At 73.1% G+C, this 20,970-nt stretch carries 19 protein-coding genes; 6 read left to right on the top strand and 13 right to left on the bottom strand.

The window, feature by feature from the left end; all coding sequences use genetic code 11:
- Positions 1-85: 85 nt before the first annotated feature.
- Together ASD48_RS19590 and ASD48_RS19585 are read right to left on the bottom strand one after the other, a co-directional pair.
- Positions 86-1,441 (bottom strand): endo-1,4-beta-xylanase, encoded by a 1,356-nt coding sequence (locus ASD48_RS19590; protein WP_057602905.1) that lies wholly within the window; start codon positions 1,439-1,441, stop codon positions 86-88.
- A 111-nt stretch (positions 1,442-1,552) separates the two neighbouring features.
- A complete protein-coding gene (locus ASD48_RS19585; RefSeq protein WP_057602904.1) occupies positions 1,553-2,611 on the bottom strand; it encodes a LacI family DNA-binding transcriptional regulator in 1,059 nt (352 codons plus the stop codon).
- 153 nt (positions 2,612-2,764) lie between these two features.
- Here ASD48_RS19585 and ASD48_RS19580 point away from each other — a divergent pair, with 153 nt between their 5' ends.
- A complete protein-coding gene (locus ASD48_RS19580) occupies positions 2,765-5,068 on the top strand; it encodes a glycoside hydrolase family 3 N-terminal domain-containing protein (protein WP_057602903.1) in 2,304 nt (767 codons plus the stop codon).
- 94 nt (positions 5,069-5,162) lie between these two features.
- On the opposite strand, the gene ASD48_RS19575 is transcribed toward ASD48_RS19580, so the two are convergent.
- Genes ASD48_RS19575 through tsaB form a run of 4 tightly spaced genes read right to left on the bottom strand, consistent with a single transcriptional unit; the run spans position 5,163 to position 7,729 of the window.
- Positions 5,163-5,417, bottom strand: coding sequence for a hypothetical protein (locus ASD48_RS19575; RefSeq protein ID WP_057602902.1), 255 nt, complete (start codon positions 5,415-5,417; stop codon positions 5,163-5,165).
- Positions 5,414-6,511, bottom strand: coding sequence for a tRNA (adenosine(37)-N6)-threonylcarbamoyltransferase complex transferase subunit TsaD (gene tsaD / locus ASD48_RS19570; protein WP_057602901.1), 1,098 nt, complete (start codon positions 6,509-6,511; stop codon positions 5,414-5,416). Before tsaD ends, ASD48_RS19575 begins: the two co-directional genes overlap by 4 nt.
- Entirely contained in the window at positions 6,504-7,034 is a 531-nt protein-coding gene (locus ASD48_RS19565; protein WP_057603530.1) for a GNAT family N-acetyltransferase, read from the bottom strand. The genes tsaD and ASD48_RS19565 overlap by 8 nt, the downstream gene beginning before the upstream one ends.
- A 41-nt stretch (positions 7,035-7,075) precedes the next feature.
- Positions 7,076-7,729 (bottom strand): tRNA (adenosine(37)-N6)-threonylcarbamoyltransferase complex dimerization subunit type 1 TsaB, encoded by a 654-nt coding sequence (tsaB, locus tag ASD48_RS19560; protein WP_057602900.1) that lies wholly within the window; start codon positions 7,727-7,729, stop codon positions 7,076-7,078.
- A gap of 111 nt (positions 7,730-7,840) precedes the next feature.
- Here tsaB and ASD48_RS19555 point away from each other — a divergent pair, with 111 nt between their 5' ends.
- Both ASD48_RS19555 and ASD48_RS44790 read left to right on the top strand, forming a co-directional pair.
- Positions 7,841-8,383, top strand: coding sequence for a L,D-transpeptidase (locus tag ASD48_RS19555; protein ID WP_057602899.1), 543 nt, complete (start codon positions 7,841-7,843; stop codon positions 8,381-8,383).
- 163 nt (positions 8,384-8,546) lie between these two features.
- Entirely contained in the window at positions 8,547-8,717 is a 171-nt protein-coding gene (locus ASD48_RS44790) for a hypothetical protein (protein ID WP_199875873.1), read from the top strand.
- A gap of 81 nt (positions 8,718-8,798) precedes the next feature.
- Here ASD48_RS44790 and tsaE read toward each other — a convergent pair whose 3' ends face one another.
- The 6 genes from tsaE to ASD48_RS19525 form a co-directional block, all read right to left on the bottom strand.
- Positions 8,799-9,344, bottom strand: a complete 546-nt coding sequence (gene tsaE / locus ASD48_RS19550) for a tRNA (adenosine(37)-N6)-threonylcarbamoyltransferase complex ATPase subunit type 1 TsaE (protein ID WP_063887471.1) — start codon at positions 9,342-9,344, stop codon at positions 8,799-8,801.
- Positions 9,310-10,563 carry an alpha/beta hydrolase gene (locus ASD48_RS19545; protein ID WP_057602897.1) on the bottom strand — a complete coding sequence of 418 codons (1,254 nt, stop codon included), beginning with the start codon at positions 10,561-10,563 and terminating at the stop codon, positions 9,310-9,312. Before ASD48_RS19545 ends, tsaE begins: the two co-directional genes overlap by 35 nt.
- Before the next feature lie 55 nt (positions 10,564-10,618).
- Entirely contained in the window at positions 10,619-11,782 is a 1,164-nt protein-coding gene (gene alr, locus ASD48_RS19540; protein ID WP_057602896.1) for an alanine racemase, read from the bottom strand.
- Positions 11,783-11,816: 34 nt separating this feature from the next.
- Complete coding sequence (locus tag ASD48_RS19535) at positions 11,817-12,665, bottom strand: L,D-transpeptidase family protein (RefSeq protein WP_079073852.1); 849 nt, start codon at positions 12,663-12,665, stop codon at positions 11,817-11,819.
- A 241-nt stretch (positions 12,666-12,906) separates the two neighbouring features.
- A complete protein-coding gene (locus ASD48_RS19530) occupies positions 12,907-14,346 on the bottom strand; it encodes an NAD(P)H-hydrate dehydratase (RefSeq protein WP_057602895.1) in 1,440 nt (479 codons plus the stop codon).
- Positions 14,347-14,509: 163 nt separating this feature from the next.
- Positions 14,510-14,881 (bottom strand): holo-ACP synthase, encoded by a 372-nt coding sequence (locus ASD48_RS19525; RefSeq protein WP_057602894.1) that lies wholly within the window; start codon positions 14,879-14,881, stop codon positions 14,510-14,512.
- 145 nt (positions 14,882-15,026) lie between these two features.
- Between ASD48_RS19525 and ASD48_RS19520 the strand changes: the two genes are divergently transcribed.
- Entirely contained in the window at positions 15,027-16,016 is a 990-nt protein-coding gene (locus ASD48_RS19520) for a hypothetical protein (RefSeq protein WP_057602893.1), read from the top strand.
- Positions 16,013-17,767, top strand: a complete 1,755-nt coding sequence (locus tag ASD48_RS19515) for an insulinase family protein (RefSeq protein WP_057602892.1) — start codon at positions 16,013-16,015, stop codon at positions 17,765-17,767. Before ASD48_RS19520 ends, ASD48_RS19515 begins: the two co-directional genes overlap by 4 nt.
- A 214-nt stretch (positions 17,768-17,981) precedes the next feature.
- On the opposite strand, the gene glmS is transcribed toward ASD48_RS19515, so the two are convergent.
- Positions 17,982-19,829, bottom strand: coding sequence for a glutamine--fructose-6-phosphate transaminase (isomerizing) (gene glmS, locus ASD48_RS19510; RefSeq protein WP_057602891.1), 1,848 nt, complete (start codon positions 19,827-19,829; stop codon positions 17,982-17,984).
- 162 nt (positions 19,830-19,991) lie between these two features.
- Here glmS and coaA point away from each other — a divergent pair, with 162 nt between their 5' ends.
- Positions 19,992-20,960 (top strand): type I pantothenate kinase, encoded by a 969-nt coding sequence (gene coaA / locus ASD48_RS19505; RefSeq protein ID WP_057602890.1) that lies wholly within the window; start codon positions 19,992-19,994, stop codon positions 20,958-20,960.
- Positions 20,961-20,970 lie beyond the last annotated feature (10 nt).

Here is a 20,970-nt window from a genome sequence, read left to right as displayed (position 1 = left end):
TTGTGAAAATCTCACGATCCCCGGTCCGGAGTCACCGTCAGCCCGGCGTCACCTTAGGCCCGTCGTCGTCAATCCCTTCTCGTCGTCAGCCCAGTGTCACCGCCGGTACCGGATTGCTGCCGCTCCAGCTCGCGTTGAACCCGAAGCTCACCGAACCCCCGTCCGGAACCGACCCGTTGTACGAGGCGTTCGCACAGGTCACGGCCGCCCCCGTCTGGGTGCAGCCGGCGTTCCAGGCCTGGGTGATCTGCTGGCCCGCGCCGTACGTCCAGGTCACCTTCCAGGAGGACAGCGCGGCACCCGAGCAGGAGATCGTCACGTTCCCGGTGAATCCGGTGTTCCACTGACTGCCCACGCTGTACGCCGCCGTGCACGCGCCGGTCGGCGGAGGTGTCGTCGTGCCGCCCAGCGCCTCCGCGATGCCGTAGTACGCGGGTTTCGGCGCGTAGTTCGCGTCGTACGGCGTCGCCGCCCCCTGTCCCGGGAAGGTGCTCTCCACCCAGGAGTCGGAGTCGGTGAAGCCCCACACGGTGAGGTTCACGCAGCGCGCGACCGCGACACAGGCCGCGGTGACGGCCTTGTAGTCGGCCTTCTGCTGGGTCAGCTTGGCGCTGTCGGACGGGAGCGTCATCCGGATGTCCAGCTCGGTGATGGCCACGTCGACGCCGAGGTCGGCGAAGCGCTGGATGTTCTGCTGGAACGTGGACGGGACCTGACCGAGGATGAGGTGGGCCTGCAGGCCGACCCCGTCGATCGGGACCCCCCGCTCCTTCAGCGACCTGACGAGGTTGTAGAGGGCGGTCGACTTCGCGTTGACGCCTTCCACGTTGTAGTCGTTGATGTACAGCTTGGCGGCCGGGTCGGCGGCCCGCGCCCAGGTCAGCGCGTTGGCGATGTAGTCCGCGCCGAGGCCGTTGTACCAGAGGGTCGAGCGGTAGGTGCCGTCCTCGTTGAAGGGCTCGTTGACGACGTCCCAGGCGGCGATCTTCCCCTGGTAGCGGCCGACCTCGGTGTTGATGTGGTTCTGCAGCAGGGTGCTCAACTGGGCCGACGTCCAGGTGCCGTTGGCGAGCCAGTTGGGGTTCTGGCTGTGCCAGACCAGGGTGTGGCCGCGCACCTGCTGGTTGTGGGCCTGCGCGAAGGCCACGATCTGGTCGGCCTCCGCCCAGTTGAAGGAGCCCTGGGTCGGCTCCACCGAGCCCCACTTCATGGCGTTGCCGGGGGTCAGCGAGCCGAACTGCGCCCCGGTGATGTCGCCGTAGGTCCCGGTGAGTTTGGAGCCGGTGACCGCCGTGCCGACGACCTTGCCCTTGGCCGCCCCGAGCTCGCGCAGCGGGGTGTCGGCGGCGTGCGCCACTCCGCTCAGGAGGGCGCCGACGGTGGCCGCCCCGGCGAGCAGGGCGGCGAGACGTGCACGTATCGACGAACTGGAGGATCTCATTGCGGGTGCCTCCGAAAGTTTCGGTCGTGCAACCGATTGACTTCGGAGGAGTGTGGAGGCCTCCGTCACACCCGTCAATACGTCAACTTCCGGCCACTCGCGTTTCCTGTCCTACCGGGCGGGCGGCGCCCCGGTGCTCGTCCGCACCACCAGGCTCGTCGCCAGCTCCACCCGCGTCGCCGTCGGCGTCTCCCGGGACGCCGAGCGCCCCAGCTCCAGCACCAGCCGCGCCGCCGCCTCGGCCATCTCCGTGAGCGGCTGCCGCACGGTCGTCAGCGGCGGGCCCACCCAGCGGGCCACCGGCAGGTCGTCGAAGCCGACCACGCTCACGTCCTCCGGGATGCGCAGTCCCAGCTCACGGGCGGCCTCGTAGCAGCCGAGCGCCTGGAGGTCGTTGCCGGCGAAGACGGCGGTGGGCCGGTCGGGGCGGTCGAGGAGCTCGCGGCCGAGCCGGTAGCCGGTCTCGTGGTGGAAGTCGCCGGTCTTGATCAGCTGAAGGTCGACCGGCAGCCCGGCCGTCTCCAGCGCGGCCCGGTAGCCGTCCATCCGGGCGCGGCTGCACATCATCTGCGGCGGCCCGCTGATCGCCCCGATCCGCCGGTGCCCCAGTTCGACCAGGTGCCGGGTCGCGGCGAGGCCGCCCTGCCAGTTGGTGGCCCCGATGGACGGCACGTCGGCGCCCGGGTCCCCGGCCGGGTCCATCACCACGAACGGGATCGACCGGCTGGTCAGCAGCGCCCGCTGGGACTCGTCGAGCCCGGACAGGACCAGCACGACCCCGTGCGGGCGGCGGGCGGCCACCTGGTCGGCCCAGGTCCGGCCGGGCGTGAGCCGTCCGGCGCTCTCGCTCAGCACGACACTCAGCCCGGCGTCCCGCGCCACGTTCTCCACGCCCCGGATGACCTCCATCGCCCAGGCGCTCTCCAGCTCGTGGAAGACCAGGTCGATCAGCGGGGAGCGGGTCGCCTCGGCGCGGCGGCGACGATAGCCGTGGGCGCGCAGCAGTTCTTCGACGCGGGTGCGGGTCGCCGGGGCGACGTCGGCGCGGCCGTTGAGGACCTTCGAAACAGTCGGTGCCGATACGCCGGCCTCGCGGGCGATCTCCGCGAGCGTCGCGGTCTGCGTCGGCCGCGCTTCTGTCCGCGTTTCCGCGGGCTCCGAGGGTGTCATGGCGGCGATCGTATCGCCACGCGACCTCTTGACGAACCTATTGCGACGCCATAGGTTCCCGGAACATTCGAAGTACAGCTCGAAACATTCGTACTCCTTGCTCTCCGCACCGACTGTCCACCTGGTGGCTCACCGACCTCTGACAGGAGTTTCATGACCACCGCCCCCTGGCGTGACCCCGCCCTGCCCGCCGCCGCCCGTGTCGACGACCTCCTCTCCCGGATGACCCTGGAGGAGAAGACCGCCCAGCTGTACGGCGTGTGGGTCGGCGCCGCGACGGACGGCGACGGAGTCGCCCCGCATCAGCACGACATGACCGCCGACTACGACTGGAACGAGCTGATCACCCGGGGGCTCGGCCAGCTGACCCGGTCCTTCGGCACCGCGCCCGTGGACCCCGCGCTCGGCGCCCGCGCGCTGGCCCTCGCCCAACGGCGGATCGCCGCGGCCGGCCGCTTCGGCATCCCGGCCGTCGCCCACGAGGAGTGCCTGGCCGGCTTCACCGCCTGGCGGGCCACCGCCTACCCGGTCCCGCTGGCCTGGGGCGCCGCCTTCGACCCGCCGCTGGTGGAGGAGATGGGCCGGGCGATCGGCCGCGACCTGCGCGCGGTCGGCGTCCACCAGGGCCTCGCCCCCGTCCTGGACGTCGTCCGCGACCCGCGCTGGGGACGGGTCGAGGAGACGATCGGCGAGGACCCGTACCTGGTCGGCACGGTCGGCACGGCCTACGTCCGCGGGCTGGAGTCCGCCGGGATCGTCGCCACGCTCAAGCACTTCGCCGGGTACGCGTCCTCGGCGGGCGCCCGCAACCTGGCCCCGGTGCGGGCGGGCACCCGGGAGTTCGCCGACGTGACCCTGCCGCCCTTCGAGATGGCCCTGCGCGAGGGCGGCGCCCGCTCCGTGATGGCGGCCTACACGGAACGCGACGGCGTCCCGGCCTCCGCCGACCCCGAGTTGCTGACCCGCCTCCTGCGGGAGGAGTGGGGCTTCACCGGCACGGTCGTCGCCGACTACTTCGGCATCGGCTTCCTCCAGACCCTGCACCGGGTCGCCGGCACCCCCGCGGAGGCGGCCCACCTCGCCCTGGCGGCCGGCATCGATGTCGAACTGCCCACCGTGAAGTACTACGGCGAGACACTGGTCGCGGCCGTGCGCGCCGGCGAGCTCCCCGAGGAGCTGGTCGACCGGGCCGCCCGGCGCGTCCTGCTCCAGAAGTGCGAGCTGGGCCTGCTGGACGAGGACTGGCAGCCGCCGAGCCCCGAGACGGTCGACCTCGACCCGGCGGCGAACCGCGCCCTGGCCCGCCGGCTGGCGGAGGAGTCGGTGGTCCTGCTGGACAACCCCGACGGGCTGCTCCCGCTCGCCCCCGACACCCGCGTCGCCGTGGTCGGCCCGCGGGCGGCCGACGCGCTGGCGATGCTGGGCTGCTACTCCTTCCCGTCCCATGTCCTCACCCACCACCCCGAGGTGGACGCGGGCATCGACATCCCCACCGTGCTGGAGTCCCTGCGGGCCGAACTCCCGGACGCCAAGGTCACGTTCACGGAAGGGTGCGGGGTCTCGGACCCGGACCCGTCCGGCTTCACCGAGGCCATCGCCCGCGCCGCCGAGGCGGACGTCTGCGTGGCCGTCCTGGGCGACCGGGCGGGCCTGTTCGGCCGGGGCACCTCGGGCGAGGGCTGCGACGTGGCCGACCTGACCCTGCCCGGCGTCCAGGGCGAACTGCTGGACGCGCTGGTCGCGACGGGCGTCCCGGTCGTCCTGGTCCTGCTCACCGGCCGCCCGTACGCGCTCGGCCGCTGGCACGGACGGCTCGGGGCGGTCGTCCAGGCGTTCTTCCCGGGCGAGGAGGGCGGCCCGGCGGTCGCGGGCGTGCTCTCGGGCCGGGTGAACCCCTCGGGCCGCCTCCCGGTGAGCGTGCCGCACGTGCCGGGCGGTCAGCCCTGGACCTACCTCCAGCCGCCGCTGGGCCTGGCGGGCGAGGTCAGCAACCTGGACCCGACGCCGCTGTACCCGTTCGGACACGGGCGCTCGTACACGGAGTTCGCGTGGGAGGACTTCTCCGGCCCGGACGCGGAGATCGGCACGGACGGCTCGTACGACCTGTCCGTCACGGTCCGCAACACCGGTGGGCGGGCGGGCGCGGAGGTCGTGCAGCTGTACCTGCACGACCCGGTGGCGAGCGTCACCCGTCCCGACGTACGGCTGATCGGCTATCAGCGGCTGGAGCTCGCGGCGGGCGGGTCGGCACGGGTGACCTTCCGCTTCCACGCCGACCTGTCGGCGTTCACCGACCGCGCGGGACGCCGGGTGGTCGAACCCGGCGATCTGGAACTGCGCCTGGGAACCTCCAGCGGGCAGGTGCGGGAGGTGGCCCGGGTGCGGCTCACCGGGCCGGTGCGTGAGGTGGGGGCGGAGCGGCGGCTGCGCTGCGAGGCGGACGTCCTGCCGCGTTGAGGTGTCCACGGGCGGCACCCGTCCGCGGCGACGACGCGGTGGACTCCCCCGGGGCCCCCGGCACCCGGAGCGCCGGGGGCCGGTGCCGGAGGCGCTACCCCCCGACCGGCTCGAACCGCCACCGGTGCGGGGCCCGGCTCGCCAACCCCGCGTCGGGGTCCGGGAGTTCGGGGAGGACGGCGTCGTAGTCGGCGTCCCACCAGGTGATGACCAGCACCCGGTCCTGCGGGGCACGGAAGGTCTCCCGGCGCGTGGGCGCGGGCGCGAGATCCTGCGCCCGCGCCCAGGCCAGCAGGTCCTCGCCCCGGCCGGTGACCGCCCGGGCCTCCCACATCAGCGCGACCGTCATGAGTAGAGATTTCCCTTGCCGACCTCGTGGACGTGGTCGTGGTCGTGCGGGCGGCCCGGCACATGCGGGTCGGTCACCGGCAGCGAGGAGTCCGCCGAGAGGTCCCAGTCGGACGCGGCGCGTCCCCGGGCCACCATCTCGGCGCCCAGGGCCGCCACCATCGCACCGTTGTCCGTGCACAGCTTGGGGCGCGGGACGCGCAGCCGGATTCCGGCGGCCTCGCAGCGCTCCTGGGCCAGGGCCCGCAGCCGGGTGTTCGCGGCCACCCCGCCGCCGATCATCAGGTGGTCGACGCCCTCGTCCTTGCAGGCACGTACGGCCTTGCGGGTCAGGACGTCCACGACCGCCTCCTGGAAGGAGGCCGCCACGTCACGGACCGGGACCTCCTCGCCCGCCGCCCGCTTCGCCTCGATCCAGCGGGCGACCGACGTCTTCAGCCCGGAGAAGGAGAAGTCGTACACCGGGTCGCGCGGGCCGGTCAGGCCGCGCGGGAAGGCGATCGCCGAGGGATCCCCCTCACGTGCGTAGCGGTCGATGACCGGGCCGCCCGGGAAGCCCAGGTTCAGCACCCGGGCGATCTTGTCGAAGGCCTCGCCCGCCGCGTCGTCGATGGTCGCGCCCATCGGGCGGACGTCGGAGGTGATGTCGGTGGACAGCAGCAGGGACGAGTGGCCGCCGGACACCAGCAGGGCCATCGTCGGCTCGGGCAGCGCGCCGTGCTCCAGCTGGTCCACGCAGATGTGGGAGGCGAGGTGGTTCACCCCGTAGAGGGGCTTGCCGAGGGCGTAGGCGTACGCCTTCGCCGCCGAGACGCCGACCAGCAGGGCACCGGCGAGCCCGGGACCGGCCGTGACCGCGATGCCGTCGAGGTCCTTCGGACTCACCCCCGCTTCCTTCAGCGCCCGCTCGATGGTCGGGACCATGGCCTCCAGGTGGGCCCGGGACGCCACCTCCGGCACGACCCCGCCGAAGCGGGCGTGCTCGTCGACGCTGGAGGCGATCGCGTCCGCCAGCAGGGTCGTGCCGCGCACGACGCCCACGCCGGTCTCGTCGCAGGAGGTCTCGATCCCCAGAACCAGGGGTTCGTCAGCCATTGTTCTCGGTTTCCTGTGTCCCTTGTACCGGGGTCGGTACGGATGTCGATGGATCGGTCAGCCGCATCACCAGGGCGTCCACGTTCCCCGGCTGGTAGTAGCCGCGCCGGAAGCCGATGGCCTCGAAGCCGAAGCGTTCGTAGAGCTTCTGGGCGCGCACGTTGTCGATCCGGCACTCCAGCATGACCTCGGCGCACTCGAAGGCGGTCGCCGCGCGGAGCAGCTCCGTCAGCAGGCGGGCGCCGAGCCCGGTGCCCCAGTGACCACGGGCGACGGCGATGGTCTGGACGTCGGCGACCGCGGCGAAGCCGCTGTCGGACCCCGTGCCGGCCGCGGCCAGGCCCGCGTACCCGACGATCCGCTCGCCCTCGGCCGTCGTTTCGACCGCGACGACATAGCGCCGGGTCGCCTCGGGGCCGCGGGCATGGGCCAGGTCGGACCAGAACATGCCCCGTGACCAGGCGTCCTCGGGGAAGAGGTCCTTCTCCAGCTCCAGCACGGGTTCGATGTCCCACCAGCGCATCTCCCGCAGCTCGGGCAGGCCGGTCGGGTTGGCGGCTTCGGTCACTTGGGGGTGACCACCTTGTAGTTCTTCGGCGCCTGGGCGTCCGGCCGGCGCAGGTACAGCGGGCGCGGGGCCGGCAGCTCCTCGCCCCGGACGAGCCGCTCGGCGGCGAGCGAGGCGAGGGCGGCGGCGGAGACGTGCTCGGGCTCGTACGCCTCGGGGAAGGTGTCCGGGTACAGCAGCGCGCCCGCGCCGACGGACGGCAGCCCGGCCACCTCGTCGGCGATGTCGGCGGGCCGGTCCACCGCGGGGCCCGAGACCCGGGTCCGGGAGTTGTCGTATCGCGCCCAGTAGACCTCCTTGCGGCGGGCGTCGGTGGCCACGACGAAGGGGCCTTCGAGGTCGGACGCGTAGGCGAGGCCGTCGAGCGTGCACAGGCCGTGCACCGGGACGCCGAGCGCGAGCCCGAAGGTGTCGGCGGTCATCAGGCCGACTCTCAGCCCCGTGTACGGGCCGGGGCCGACGCCGACGACGATCCCGGTGACGGCGTCGAGACCGCGCCCGGCACCGGCGAGCAGCCGGTCGACGGCCGGCAGCAGCAGCTCGCCGTGCCGGCGCGCGTCCACCTGACTCGAGGAGGCGATGACGTCCGTTCCGTCGTGCAGCGCGACGGTGACGGCGGGGGTGGCGGTATCCAGAGCGAGCAAGAGCACGCAAACAGCCTACGGCTCCCGTGCCCCGGACATGGCCGCACCGGTCGGAGGCGTGATGGCTGCTAACGTCGCCGCGAAACGTGACGTACGGGACAGACTGGGTGGTCGTCGATGCCAAGCAACAGCGCGACTTTCGTGGCCGGGCTCACCTCGGCGGCCCTGGCGACGGTCGCGTTCCTCACCTTCCAGGCATCGGCGAACGCGCCCGCCGACCTGACCCGGCCGCAGCGCAGCGGCGCCCCCGCGAAGGCGGCCCGGGACAGGGGCCACCCCGCCGCGCTGCCGGCCGACTCCGGCCTCGGCACGCGGGTCGTGTACTCGCTGGACGCGGACCGGGTGTGGCTGGTCGGGCCGGACGGCGGGGTCAAGCGCACGTTCAAGGTCGCCCCCGGCAGTGTGGACCCGCTCCCGGGCACGTACGCCGTCACCTCCCGCGCGGGTGCCGTCACCGGCACCGACGGCACCCCCATCGAGCACGTCGTGCGCTTCACCACCGTGAACGACGTGACGATCGGCTTCAGCGCGGCACTGGACGGCTCGCTGCCCGGCCCCGACCCGACGGTGAAGACGGGCGGCATCCGGCAGACCGTCGCGGACGGCGACGCGATGTGGGACTTCGCGACGATCGGACAGGCCGTCGTCGTGATCCCGTAGGGGTGACGCGGGCCGTGGGGGCGCCTCGCCCGAGGATCCCGTGAACGTTCCGACGAGACGTCGGCAAAATGTTGCGTCCGGTGTCCCGTGCGTGGTCACATGGTATCAACTTCGTAGTTAGGTCTACCTAACTACGCCCGCCCCCGAACCTCAGGAGGCGTCCATGTCGGTCACCGAGCCCAAGGGCCGGCCGTCGCGGCCGTTCACGCTCGCCGGTGTGTCCATGCGTGACCTGCTGGCCTCCTGCGCGGCCGCGGAAGCCGTCTCGACGCCGCCGCGGCTGCCCGATCAGGCACTCACGGAGCGGCCGGTGGAGCGTCCCAAGGCGGCGTGAGCCCCACCGGCGACCGGCCGCGGCCACCCGTCCGGCACCCGTCCGGCCGACCGCACGCCGATCACCGCGACCGCACGCCGATCAGGCCGACAGCACGCCGAGGTCCGCCGAGGCCCAGCGGTCACCGAGCCCCGTCACCGTCACGTGCCGCACCTCGTCCGTGGTGTCGCCGACGGCACGGTGGATGAGGACCTGGAGCCGGTCGTCGGTCAGTTCCTCGACCTTGCCCTCGCCCCACTCCACGACGATCACCGACGCGGGCAGCGACACGTCGAGATCGAGATCCTCCATCTCGTCGAGCCCGCCGCCCAGGCGGTACGCGTCGACGTGGACGAGCGGCGGACCGTCCCCGAGCGAGGGGTGCACGCGGGCGATCACGAACGTCGGGGACGTGACGGCACCCCGGACCCCGAGCCCCGCACCGAGCCCGCGGGTGAGCGTCGTCTTGCCCGCGCCGAGTTCCCCGCTGAGCATCACGAGATCACCCGCGCGCAACAGCTTGGCGAGACGACGGCCCAGCTCCCCCATCTGCTCGGGGGAGTTGACGACGATCTCGACGCGGTTTCCGACGCGGTTTCCGAGAGGTCCGGGCTCAGCCGGGTTGTGCGCTGCTGCTGGTGCTTCCATAGCCGTTCACGGTAGCTCCTGCGGGCACCGCGCCCGCGCGGGTGAGCAGGTCGGCGAGGCGGTCGGTGACCACTTCCGGGTGTTCCAGCATCACGAGGTGCCCGGCGTCGGGCACGAGGACCAGCTCGGCGTCCGGCAGCAGGTCGGCGATCGCCTCGCTGTGCTCGCTCGGCGTGACCAGGTCCCCGATCCCGGCGAGCACCAGCACCGGCATGTCGGTGAAACAGCCCAGCGCCTCGGTCTTGTCGTGATCCGTGAACGCCGGGTAGAACTCGGCGACCACGTCGATCGGCGTGCCCTCGATCATCCGCTCGGCGAACCGCGCCACCGCCGGATCCACGTCACGTGACGCGAACGAGTACCGCTTGATGATCCCGGCGAAGAGATCGGCGGTGGCCCGCCGCCCCTTCTCCACCAGGGCGGCCTGCTGTCCCAGAGCCTTCAGGACCCCCGGCAGCACCCGCCGCACCGCGTTCACGCCCGCGACCGGCAGCCCGAAGTTGACCTCGCCGAGCCGCCCCGAGGACGTACCGACGAAGGCGGTGGCGACGACCCGCTCGCGGATCAGCTCGGGGTACAGCGCGGCCAGCGCCATCACCGTCATCCCGCCCATGGAGTGCCCGACGAGCACGATCGGCCCCTCCGGCACGGCCGCGTCGATCACGGTCCTCAGGTCGCGCCCCAGCTGATCGATGGTGACGGGCTCGCCGTCCCGTATCTGGGCGGTGCCGCGACCGGACCGGCCGTGGCTGCGCTGGTCCCAGTGCACGGTCCGTACGACGCCCCGCAGGGCCGCCCGCTGGAAGTGCCAGGAGTCCTGGTTGAGGCAGTAGCCGTGGCTGAAGACCACGGTGACGGGGAGCGGGGCCTTGCGTCCGAAGAGCCTGCGCCGCCGGTTCGCCGGTCCGCCCTGCGGCTCGACGTCGTCGACCTCGTAGTACAGCTCGGTGCCGTCCTCGGCGTACGCCTTGCCGGGGGTGCCGCGCAGGCCGCCGTAGGGGCCCGTCGAGTCGAGGGCGAGCCGGGCCTTCGCCCGCATGCCGCGCCCGACGGTCATCCGCTCCAGGGCGACGCCCGCCGCGGCGCCCGCGGCGATCACGCCTATCGCGGCGCCGGCGATGCCGGTCGCCCGGCGCCACCCTCCGCCCGCCCCCGTGGCGGAGGCGGCAACGACCGCCGAGGCGGCGCTCGCCACCGCCTCCGCGCTGCTCTCGCTCACGTACCGCTCCTCTTTGGCCGATGCCCGTGTACTGACTGCGGGTTACCCGTCCCGGTCACTCGTTCACATAGACGCGGGGGACCCGCGATCCGATGCGCGTGACGATCTCGTACCCGATGGTGCCGGCCGCCTGGGCCCAGTCCTGCGCCGTGGGTTCACTGCGGTCGCCGGGCCCGAAGAGGACCGCCTCCGCCCCGGGGCCGGGCTCGTCCCCGCCGAGGTCGACGACGAACTGGTCCATGGCGATCCGGCCGGCCGCCGTCCGCCACTTTCCGGCGACCAGCACCGGACCGCTCCCGGAGGCGTGCCGGGGAACACCGTCCGCGTAGCCGAGGGGGACCAGGCCCAGGGTGGTCTCGCCCGGGGTGACGTAGTGGTGGCCGTAGCTCACGCCGTGGCCGCCCGGCACGTGCTTCACCAGGGCCAGCGAGGCCGCGAGGGTCATCACCGGGCGCAGCCCGAAGTCGGCGGCGGAGCCCAGCTCGGGGCTGGGCGACAGGCCGTACATCGCGATGCCCGGCCGGACCAGGTCGAAGTGGGTCTCCGGGAGCGTGAGGGTGGCCGGGGAGTTGGCGATGTGCCGCACCTCGGGCCGCACACCCTGCCGTTCGGCGTACGCCACCATCTCGTGGAAGCGGTCGAGCTGGGGCGCGATGGAGGGATGGCCGGGCTCGTCGGCACAGGCGAAGTGGGACCACAGCCCGGTGACCCGGAGCAGCCCCTCCCCCTCGGCCCGCAGCGCCTCGCCCACCAGCTCGGGCCAGTCGGCGGGCTGGCAGCCGTTGCGCCCGAGCCCGGTGTCGGCCTTGAGCTGCACGCGCGCGGCCCGCCCGGCGGCCCGTGCCCCCTCGACGACCTCCCGCAGGGCCCAGAGTCCGCTCACCGACACGTCGAGGCCGGCCTCCACCGCCTCCCGCCAGGGCCCGCCCGGTGTCCACAGCCAGCACATGATCCTGACGTCCGCCGGCAGCCCGCCGTCGGCGCGCAGCGCCAGCGCCTCCTCGGGCGTGGCGGTGCCCACCCAGCCGGCGCCGGCCGCGACCGCGGCGCGGGCGCAGGGGGCTGCGCCGTGCCCGTACCCGTCGGCCTTCACCACGGCCATGAACTCCGCGCCCGGCGCCTTGGCGCGCAACGTACGCACGTTGGCCCGCAGCGCGGCCAGGTCGATCTCGGCACGGGCGCGCGACGGGGCGGCGGGCGGCTTGGCAGTCTCACTCATCGCGCCCAGTGTCTCAGAGGGCCAGGACAGCCCCCTAGGTACCGGGCCGGTGCCCCCACACGTAGACCCGGTCGCCCTTCTTCAGGACACCCCACAGCCTGCGCGCGTCACCGACGGTGAGATTGACGCAGCCCATGGAGCCGATGGTGGTGTGGATGCTGTCGTAGACGGCGTGGAAGGCCTGGCCGCCGTCGAAGAACTGCGCATACGGCATAGGGGCGTTGTAGAGCGTGGAGACGTGGTTCTTGTGCCGCCAGTAGATGGTGTGCCACCCCTTGCGCGTGGGGTGCACGGCCCGCCCGCTGCGCATCGACACGGGTCCGAAGACGACCTTCGTCCCCTTCTGCACCCAGGTCAGTTGCCGGTCGAGATCGACGCAGGCGACCCGGCGGGTCCGCACCGGACACTTCTTCTGGGCGTTGGGGTTCTTCCTCGCGGCGACGAGCTGCATCCGCGCCCAGGTGACGGGCCCGGCGAACCCGATCGCGGGCTGGATCCCCTGCTGCCGCTGGAACGCCCGGATCGCCCTGCAGTCGGCCGCGGACTGCTTCCCGTCCACCTTCAGCCTCAGCCACCGCTCGACCGCCCGCTGGTACGGCCCGACCCGCTTGCTGCACGCCACCCGGGTCATCACCTCGTCCAGCGGCACGTACTCGACGAGCGCGTACGTCCCCTTCACCGCGTCCCGCGGCTCGACGGCGTCCTCGGCGGCGGTGGGCGTGTACACCCTCGGCGCGAGCACCTGGTCGGGCGTGTCGATCTCCCAGGACGGAGGGGACGGAGGGGACGGAGGGGACGGAGGTGGAGTGGCGCCGGCCGGCGTACCCAGGGGAAGAAGCGCGGCGGCGGCAAGAAGGAGACTCACGATTCGCGTGCTGAACATCCGATCAGACAAACGCGCCCCGTACGTCCCCCGGGACTGCCGCGCGGCAGCTTCACCCTTTCAGCGGGGGCACCGACAGCCCGTCCGGTGCTTGAGGACGAGGCCGTCCAGGCCGAGGGGGTCTGGGGCACAGCCCCCAGGGCCGGGAGCCGTCCAGGCCGACAGGGGGTCTGGGCACAGCCCCCAGGGCCGGGAAGGGACGGGAAGGAAAGGGGCTGCGGGGGCGAGAAACCCCTGCCGCCTACCGCCGCACGTCCCGCCAGGCCCCCGCGACCGCCGCGGCCACATCGTGCGCCCCCACCGGCGCCCCGTCCGCGGCGAACCGCCCCGCCAGCCCGTGCAGATAGGCCCCCACACTCCCCGCGTCCAACGCGCTCAGCCCCGCCGCCAGCAACGACCCCGCGAGCCCCGACAGCACGTCCCCGCTCCCGGCCGTGGCCAGCCACGCCGTTCCCGTCGCGTTCACCCGCACCACCCCCGCACCCCCCGCGTCCGCGACCAACGTCGTCGACCCCTTCAGCAGCACGGTCGCCCGGTAGCGGGCCGCCAGCTCCCGCGCGGAACGCAGCCGGGCCCCCTCCACCTCCTCGCGCGCCACCCCCAGCAGCGCGGCCGCCTCCCCCGCGTGCGGTGTCATCAGCGTCGGCGCGGTCCGCCCGCGCACCGCGTCGGCGTCCGCGAGCCGCAGCCCGTCGGCGTCGATCAGCACCGGCACCTCGGCGGACAGCACCTCCGCCACCGTCGCGGCGTCGTCCCCGGCGCCCGGCCCGACGACCCAGGCCTGCACCCGCCCGGCCTGGCGGGGCCCCTGGTCGGACACGAGCGTCTCGGGGAACCGCGCGACGACCGCGTCCCCGGCCGGCCCCACGTACCGCACGGCCCCGGCCCCGCCCCGCAGGGCCCCCGCGACGGCCAGCACGGCGGCCCCCGGATACCGGGCGGAGCCGGCGGCGATCCCGACGACGCCCCGCCGGTACTTGTCGCTCTCTCCGCCGGGCACGGGCAGCAGGGCGGCCACGTCCGCGTGCTGAAGGGCCGCCAGCTCGGGCTCGGCGGGCAACTCGCCCCCGAGCCCGATGTCGACGAGCCGCACCGACCCGGCGTACTCCCGCGCCGGATCGACGAGCAGCCCCGGCTTGTGCGTGCCGAACGTGACGGTGAGGTCGGCCCGGATCGCGCTGCCGTGCACCTCGCCGGTGTCCGCGTCGACACCGCTGGGCAGGTCGACGGCGACGACGGCGGCCCCGGCCTCGGCGACGATCGCGGCCAGCGAGGCCGCGTCCGGCCGCAGCCCGCCCTTCCCGCCGATCCCCACGATGCCGTCGAGCACGAGATCGGCCCGCCGGACGACGGCTTCGGCGCCGGCCGGCGCGACGGTGTGCCCGCCCGCCCGCCGCAGGGCCGCGAGCCCTCCGGCGTGGGTCCGCCCGGGCGCGAGCAGCACCGCGGTCACGCCCGCCCCGCGCCGGGCGAGCCGGGCACCGGCGTACAGGGCGTCACCCCCGTTGTCGCCGCTGCCGACCAGCAGCACGACCCGCCGCCCGTACACCCGCCCCAGCAGGTCGGCGCAGGCGGCGGCGAGCCCGGCGGCGGCCCGCTGCATGAGGGCCCCTTCCGGAACCCGGGCCATCAGTTCCCGCTCGGCACGACGGACGGTCTCGACGCGGTAGGCAGTACGCATACGGTCGAGTCTCCCCCGGACTCCCCCGCCACCGCACGCCGTCGGCCCGCCCCGGTGCGCGCGTCGGTCCAGCCCTCGGTCCGGCCCTCGTTTCAGCCTTCGGTCCGGCCCTCGGTCCGGCCCCTGGTTCACCACGCGGCGCCCCGGCGGTGCGCGCCCCGGCTCAGCCTTCGGCCACCACCACCGCCGAGGCGACGCCCGCGTCATGACTCAGCGACACATGCCAGCTCCGCACCCCCAGTTCGGCCGCCCGCGCCGCGACACTCCCCTGCACCCGAAGCCGAGGCCGCCCGCTCTCCTCGACGTACACCTCCGCGTCCGTCCACAGCAGCCCGGGCGGCGCCCCCAGCGCCTTGGCGAGAGCCTCCTTCGCGGCGAACCGGGCCGCCAGCGAGGCGGCACCCCGCCGCTCCCCGCTCGGCAGCAGCAACTCGCTCTCCAGGAAGAGCCGCTGGGCCAGCCCGGGCGTCCGCTCCATGGACGCCGCGAACCGCTCGATCTCGGCCACGTCGATACCGACCCCGATGATGCTCATGCCGAGCACCCTACGGCCGCACTGTCACAGCCTGCTGCTAGCCTGCGGCGACTTGATCACGTCGGTCGAGAAGCAGGATTTCACCGCCGCACGCCCTGGGGGGCCAGCCCGCGTGCCGCGGAAAGTGACGCCAGGGGGCGGAGGAATGACCAGCACCACCAACGGCATGTCCGGCGGCGGACCCACGAGCACCTGGGGACCGACCTTCGACCCGTACGACAACACACCCGAGCTGATCCCGATGCGCACCGCCGCTCAGGCCGGACACTGGCCTGCGGTGCAGGCCTTCTTCGCCGGCCTCGACTCGGTCGACAAGCTCTCCTCCGCCGTCGGCCTCCTCGCCGACATCCCCGGCGTCGAGAACTTCCTGGAGCGGGCGGCGGCGGAATCGCCCGACGACCCGCTGCCGCGCACGCTGCTGGCCGAGCGGTACGTCTACATCGGCTGGGACATCCGCAGCGGCGCCCGCGCCCAGCACGTCTCACGGGACCAGTTCACCCAGTTCCACGACTGGCTGCGCAGGGCCGAGCAGCTGCTCATCGAGATCTGCGCCGAGCACCCCTCGTACGCCCCCGCCTGGACCGCCCGGCTGATGACCGCGCGCGGCCTCCAGCTGGGACAGGCCGAGGCGCGCCGCCGCTACGACCGCCTGTCCGCCCACCATCCGCACCACTACCACGCGCAGGTCCAGCTGCTCCAGCAGCTGTGCCCGAAGTGGAGCGGCTCCTGGGAGGCGGCGCACGGCTTCGCCCGCGAATGCGCGACCGCGGCCCCCGACGGCTCGACCTCCGGCGCCCTGGTCGCCCTCGCGCACATCGAGCGCTGGCTCGACCTGGACAGCGGCGAGGACGCGGCCTACATGCGGGGCCTGTCGGTCCGCGACGACCTGCGCAACGCCGCCCAGGTCTCCGTGCTGCACCCGGCCCACCGGCCCGACTGGAACTCGATCGGCGCGCACAACGCGTTCGCGTTCGCCTTCTCGCTCGGCAACCACTGGGAGTACGCGGCCCCGCACTTCGCCTTCCTCGGCGACCGCGCGACCGAGTCCCCGTGGCACTACGTGCCCGACAAGAAGTCCTCGTTCCTCAAGTCCCGCAAGGCCGCGCTGGAATCCCGAGGAGGCGGCAACCGATGACCACCGACCTGCACGAGCACGACGACCGTGCCGATCTCGCCGCCCTCGCCGGCCTCGTCTCGCACACCACCACGCAGCACATCCCCACCCTCCACGCCCCCGCCTCCGGCAAGGAGATCACCGCCGGTCTCTTCTTCCGGGTGGGCCGCGCCGACGAGACCCTGGCCACCGCCGGCCTCACCCACCTCGTCGAACACCTCGCCCTGCACCGCCTCGGCCTGTCCGATCTGCACTACAACGGCGCGACGGCGAACGCGTACACCCTCTTCCACGTCACCGGCAGCGAGGAGGAGGTCGTCACGTACCTCAACAGCGTGTGCGCGGGCCTGCGGGACCTGCCGATGGAGCGGCTGGAGACCGAGAAGGAGATCCTGCGCACCGAGGCGGCCGGCCGGGGCAGCGGCCCCCAGCACCAGATGCCGCTGTGGCGGTACGGCGCCCAGGGCTACGGCCTGTCCAGCTACAACGAGCTCGGCACCTGGAGCCTGACCCCGGACCAGGTGCGCCACTGGGCCGAGACCCGCTTCACCGCGGACAACGCGGTGCTGTGGATCACCAGCGACCAGGTCCCCGACGGCCTGGACCTCACGCTCCCCCGGGGCACCCGCTTCCCCGCTCCGGCCGCGACCAGCGCACTGCCCGAGACCCCCGCGTTCATCAGCGGTGACGACGGCCATGTCGTCCTCACCTCGGTGCTCCGCCGCTCCACCGCGGCCAGCGTCTTCGCGGACGTCCTCGGCCGGGCCCTCTTCCAGGACCTGCGCCAGGAGGGCGGCTACTCCTACTCCGCGGAGGCCGACTACACCCCGCGCGACGCCGACTTCGCCACCCTCACGGCGTACGCGGACTCCCTCCCGCAGAAGCAGGACGCGGTCGTCGGCGGCTTCGTCGACACCCTCGCCCGGCTGCGCGCGGGCCGCATCGAGCAGTCCGAACTGGACTCCGCCCGCGCCAAGCTCCTCAAGATGTACGACACCCCCGACCTCGCGGCGGCAGCGCTCCCCTCGTACGCGCTGAGCCTGCTGCTCGGGCACCGGATCCTCACCCCCGAGCAGCACCGGGCCGAGCTGAACGCGGTGACCACGGACGACCTGCGCGAGGTCGCCCGGGAGACCTGGGACAACGCGCTCCTGCAGGTACCGGGCCGGGGCGTCGACTGGGCGGGCCTCACCCTCGCCCCGCAGCACTCGCAGGCCGCCCTGACCGGCACCCGCCACCAGTCCCTGGAGGACGAGGAGGTCACCCTCGTCATCGGCGCCGAGGGGGTGAGCCTGCTGACCCCGAGGGGCCCGGTCACCGTCCGCTACGACGCCTGCGCGGCGATGACCGCCCGCCCCGACGGCGCCCGCACTCTGACCGGCCACGACGGCTTCTCGGTCACCGTGGAGCCCACCCTGTACCGAGGGGTGACGCCGGAACGCACGGCCGCGCTGGACGCGGCCGTGCCCGCCGGGGCGGTGGTACGGATGCCGGCGCGCGAGCCCGACCACATCCCCCGGCCGCGCAAGCGGACCTCGGGCCCGCGGTCGGCCGGCAGCGGCCGCTCCACGGTGGGCTGGACCATCGCGCTCTGGCTGGTCGGTCTGCTCGCGGCGGTCTGGGGCCTGCTGTGCGGGATCATCACGGCCGACGAGGCCTCGGCCACCGCCCCGGAGTGGGACGCGGTGGTCGGCATCTGGATCCTGGAACTCCCCCTCGCCTTCGCGACCTGGAAGGTCTACGCGGCCAGAAGACAACGCGCCCGGAGCTGACACGCGCCCCTGGGGGCGAGGACCGTCGCAGACGGTCCAGCCAGCCAGGGGCGCGGAGAACTACGGGGCGCCGGAAACTGGTGTGGGGGCGCGGGCCGTCGCAGACGGTCCAGCCGGCCAGGGGCGCGGGGAACTGCGCGACCAGCCACGACGCACCCGCACCCGCGCGCGGCGAGAACCCTCACCCCCTCAGGCGCCCCCGCTCAAAGCCGCCTCACTCCACCGTCACCGACTTCGCGAGGTTGCGAGGCTGATCCACCTCGTTGCCCCGCGCGGTAGCCAGCTCGCACGCGAACACCTGCAAAGGAACCGTCGCGACGAGCGGCGACAGCAGCACCGGCGTGACCGGGATCCGCACGAGATGGTCGGCGTACGGCACCACCGTGTCGTCCCCCTCCTCCGCGATCACGATCGTCCGCGCCCCCCGGGCCCGGATCTCCTGGATGTTGGACACGATCTTGTCGTGCAGGACGGACCGCCCCCGGGGCGACGGCACCACCACGACGACCGGCAGATCCTCCTCGATGAGCGCGATCGGCCCGTGCTTCAGCTCACCCGCGGCGAACCCCTCCGCGTGCATGTAGGCGAGCTCCTTCAGCTTCAGCGCGCCCTCCAGCGCCACGGGATACCCGACGTGCCGCCCGAGGAACAGCACGGTGTCCTTGTGGGCGAGGGACCGCGCCAGTGCCCGCACCGGCCCCATGGTGTCCAGCACCCGCTCGACCGCGCCGGAGATCTGCGCGAGGTCCCGGATGACGGCCCGGATCTCGTCGCCCCACTTGGTGCCGCGCACCTGCCCGAGGTACAGCGCGACGAGATAGCAGGCCACCAGCTGCGTCAGGAACGCCTTGGTGGAGGCGACGGCCACCTCCGGCCCGGCGTGCGTGTACAGCACCGCGTCCGACTCCCGGGGGATCGTCGACCCGTTGGTGTTGCAGATCGCCAGCACCTTGGAACCCTGCTCCCGCGCGTGGCGCAGCGCCATGAGCGTGTCCATCGTCTCCCCGGACTGGGAGATGGCGATGACCAGGGACCGGGAGTCGAGAATCGGGTCCCGGTAACGGAACTCGCTGGCCAGCTCCACCTCGCACGGGATCCGCGTCCAGTGCTCGATGGCGTACTTGGCGATGAGGCCCGCGTGGAAGGCCGTACCGCACGCGACGATGACGACCTTGTCGACCTCCCGCAGCTCGGAGGCCGGGATCCGCACCTCGTCGAGCGACAGCGCGCCGGAGGCGTCGATGCGGCCGAGCAGCGTGTCGGCGACGGCCTTGGGCTGCTCGGCGATCTCCTTGAGCATGAAGTAGTCGTAGCCGCCCTTCTCCGCGGCCGACGCGTCCCAGTCGACGTGGTACGACCGGACGTCCGCCGGGCGCCCGTCGAAGCCGGTCACCGTCACACCGTCCCGCCGCAGCTCGACGACCTGGTCCTGCCCCAGCTCGATCGCCGACCGGGTGTGCGCGATGAACGCGGCGACATCCGAGGCGAGAAACGCCTCGCCCTCCCCGACGCCCACCACGAGCGGTGAGTTCCGCCGCGCGCCGACCACCACGTCCGGCTCGTCGGCATGCGCCGCGACCAGCGTGAACGCCCCCTCCAGCCGCCGGCACACCAGCCGCATGGCCTCGGCAAGGTCGGCCGTCACCGAGAACTCCTCGGCGAGCAGATGGGCCACGACCTCGGTGTCGGTCTCGGAGAACAGCTCGTGCCCTCGCTCGGCCAGTTCGGCCCGCAGGACGGCGAAGTTCTCGATGATCCCGTTGTGCACCACGGCGACCCGCCCGGCGTTGTCGAGATGCGGATGCGCGTTGGCGTCCGTCGGCCCGCCGTGTGTGGCCCACCGGGTGTGTCCGATGCCCGTCGTCCCGGTCGGCAGTGGCCGGGCCGCGAGCTCCTTCTCCAGATTGACGAGCTTGCCCGCCTTTCTCGCCGCGGCGAGCCCCCCGTCCGCCAGCACGGCGATCCCCGCCGAGTCGTAGCCCCGGTACTCCAACCGCCTCAGCCCGGCCAGCACGACCTCCAGCGCCGACTGAGACCCCACGTATCCCACGATTCCGCACATGCGCGGCAGCCTACGACCGAATGACGCTCGGAAAGAGCCTCCGCGTGCCCGATTTCGGAAATTCCCACGGGTGTACGCCGCCTCGACGGGGCGTGACGGACCCCACCCACCATCCCGTTCAAACTCCGTTAACAATGGACTGTGATCTCTCCGGTCTCCCCGATGCCCCGGAGCGCCCACCGGCACAGGCCGGAGGCGACTCCCTACGTCGACCTCACCCGCTCCGAGTGGAGCGCGCTGCGCGAGAAGACTCCGCTGCCGCTGACCGCCGAGGAGGTCGAGAAGCTGCGCGGCCTCGGTGACGTCATCGACCTCGACGAGGTACGTGACATCTACCTTCCGCTGTCGCGCCTGCTCAACCTCTACGTGGGCGCCACCGACGGCCTGCGCGGCGCCCTGAACACCTTCCTCGGCGAACAGGGCTCCCAGTCCGGCACCCCGTTCGTCATAGGCGTCGCGGGTTCGGTGGCGGTCGGCAAGTCGACGGTCGCGCGGCTCCTGCAGGCCCTGCTGTCCCGCTGGCCGGAGCACCCCCGCGTGGAGCTGGTCACCACGGACGGCTTCCTGCTGCCCACCCGGGACCTGGAGGCCCGCGGCCTGATGTCCCGCAAGGGCTTCCCCGAGTCCTACGACCGCCGCGCGCTGACCCGTTTCGTGGCCGACATCAAGGCGGGCAAGGGCGAGGTCACCGCGCCCGTCTACTCCCACCTGATCTACGACATCGTCCCGGACCGCAAGCTCACCGTCCGGCGCCCCGACATCCTCATCGTCGAGGGTTTGAACGTCCTGCAGCCCGCCCTTCCCGGCAAGGACGGCCGCACCCGCGTGGGCCTCGCCGACTACTTCGACTTCAGCGTGTACGTCGACGCGAGCGTCGAGGACATCGAGCGCTGGTACCTCAACCGGTTCAGGAAGCTCCGTCAGACGGCCTTCCAGAACCCGGACTCGTACTTCAGGAAGTACACCCAGGTCTCCGAGGAGGAGGCCGTCGACTACGCCCGCACCCTCTGGCGCACCATCAACAAACCCAACCTGGTGGAGAACATCGCCCCCACCCGGGGCCGGGCGACCCTGGTGGTCCGCAAGGGCCAGGACCACAAGGTGCAGCGGCTGAGTCTGCGCAAACTCTGACGGCTACCCT

Source organism: Streptomyces sp. Root1310 (assembly GCF_001426425.1).
Taxonomy (GTDB): domain Bacteria; phylum Actinomycetota; class Actinomycetes; order Streptomycetales; family Streptomycetaceae; genus Streptomyces.
Note: the sequence above shows the minus strand (reverse complement) of the source record. Positions and strands in the feature narration are given on the sequence as shown.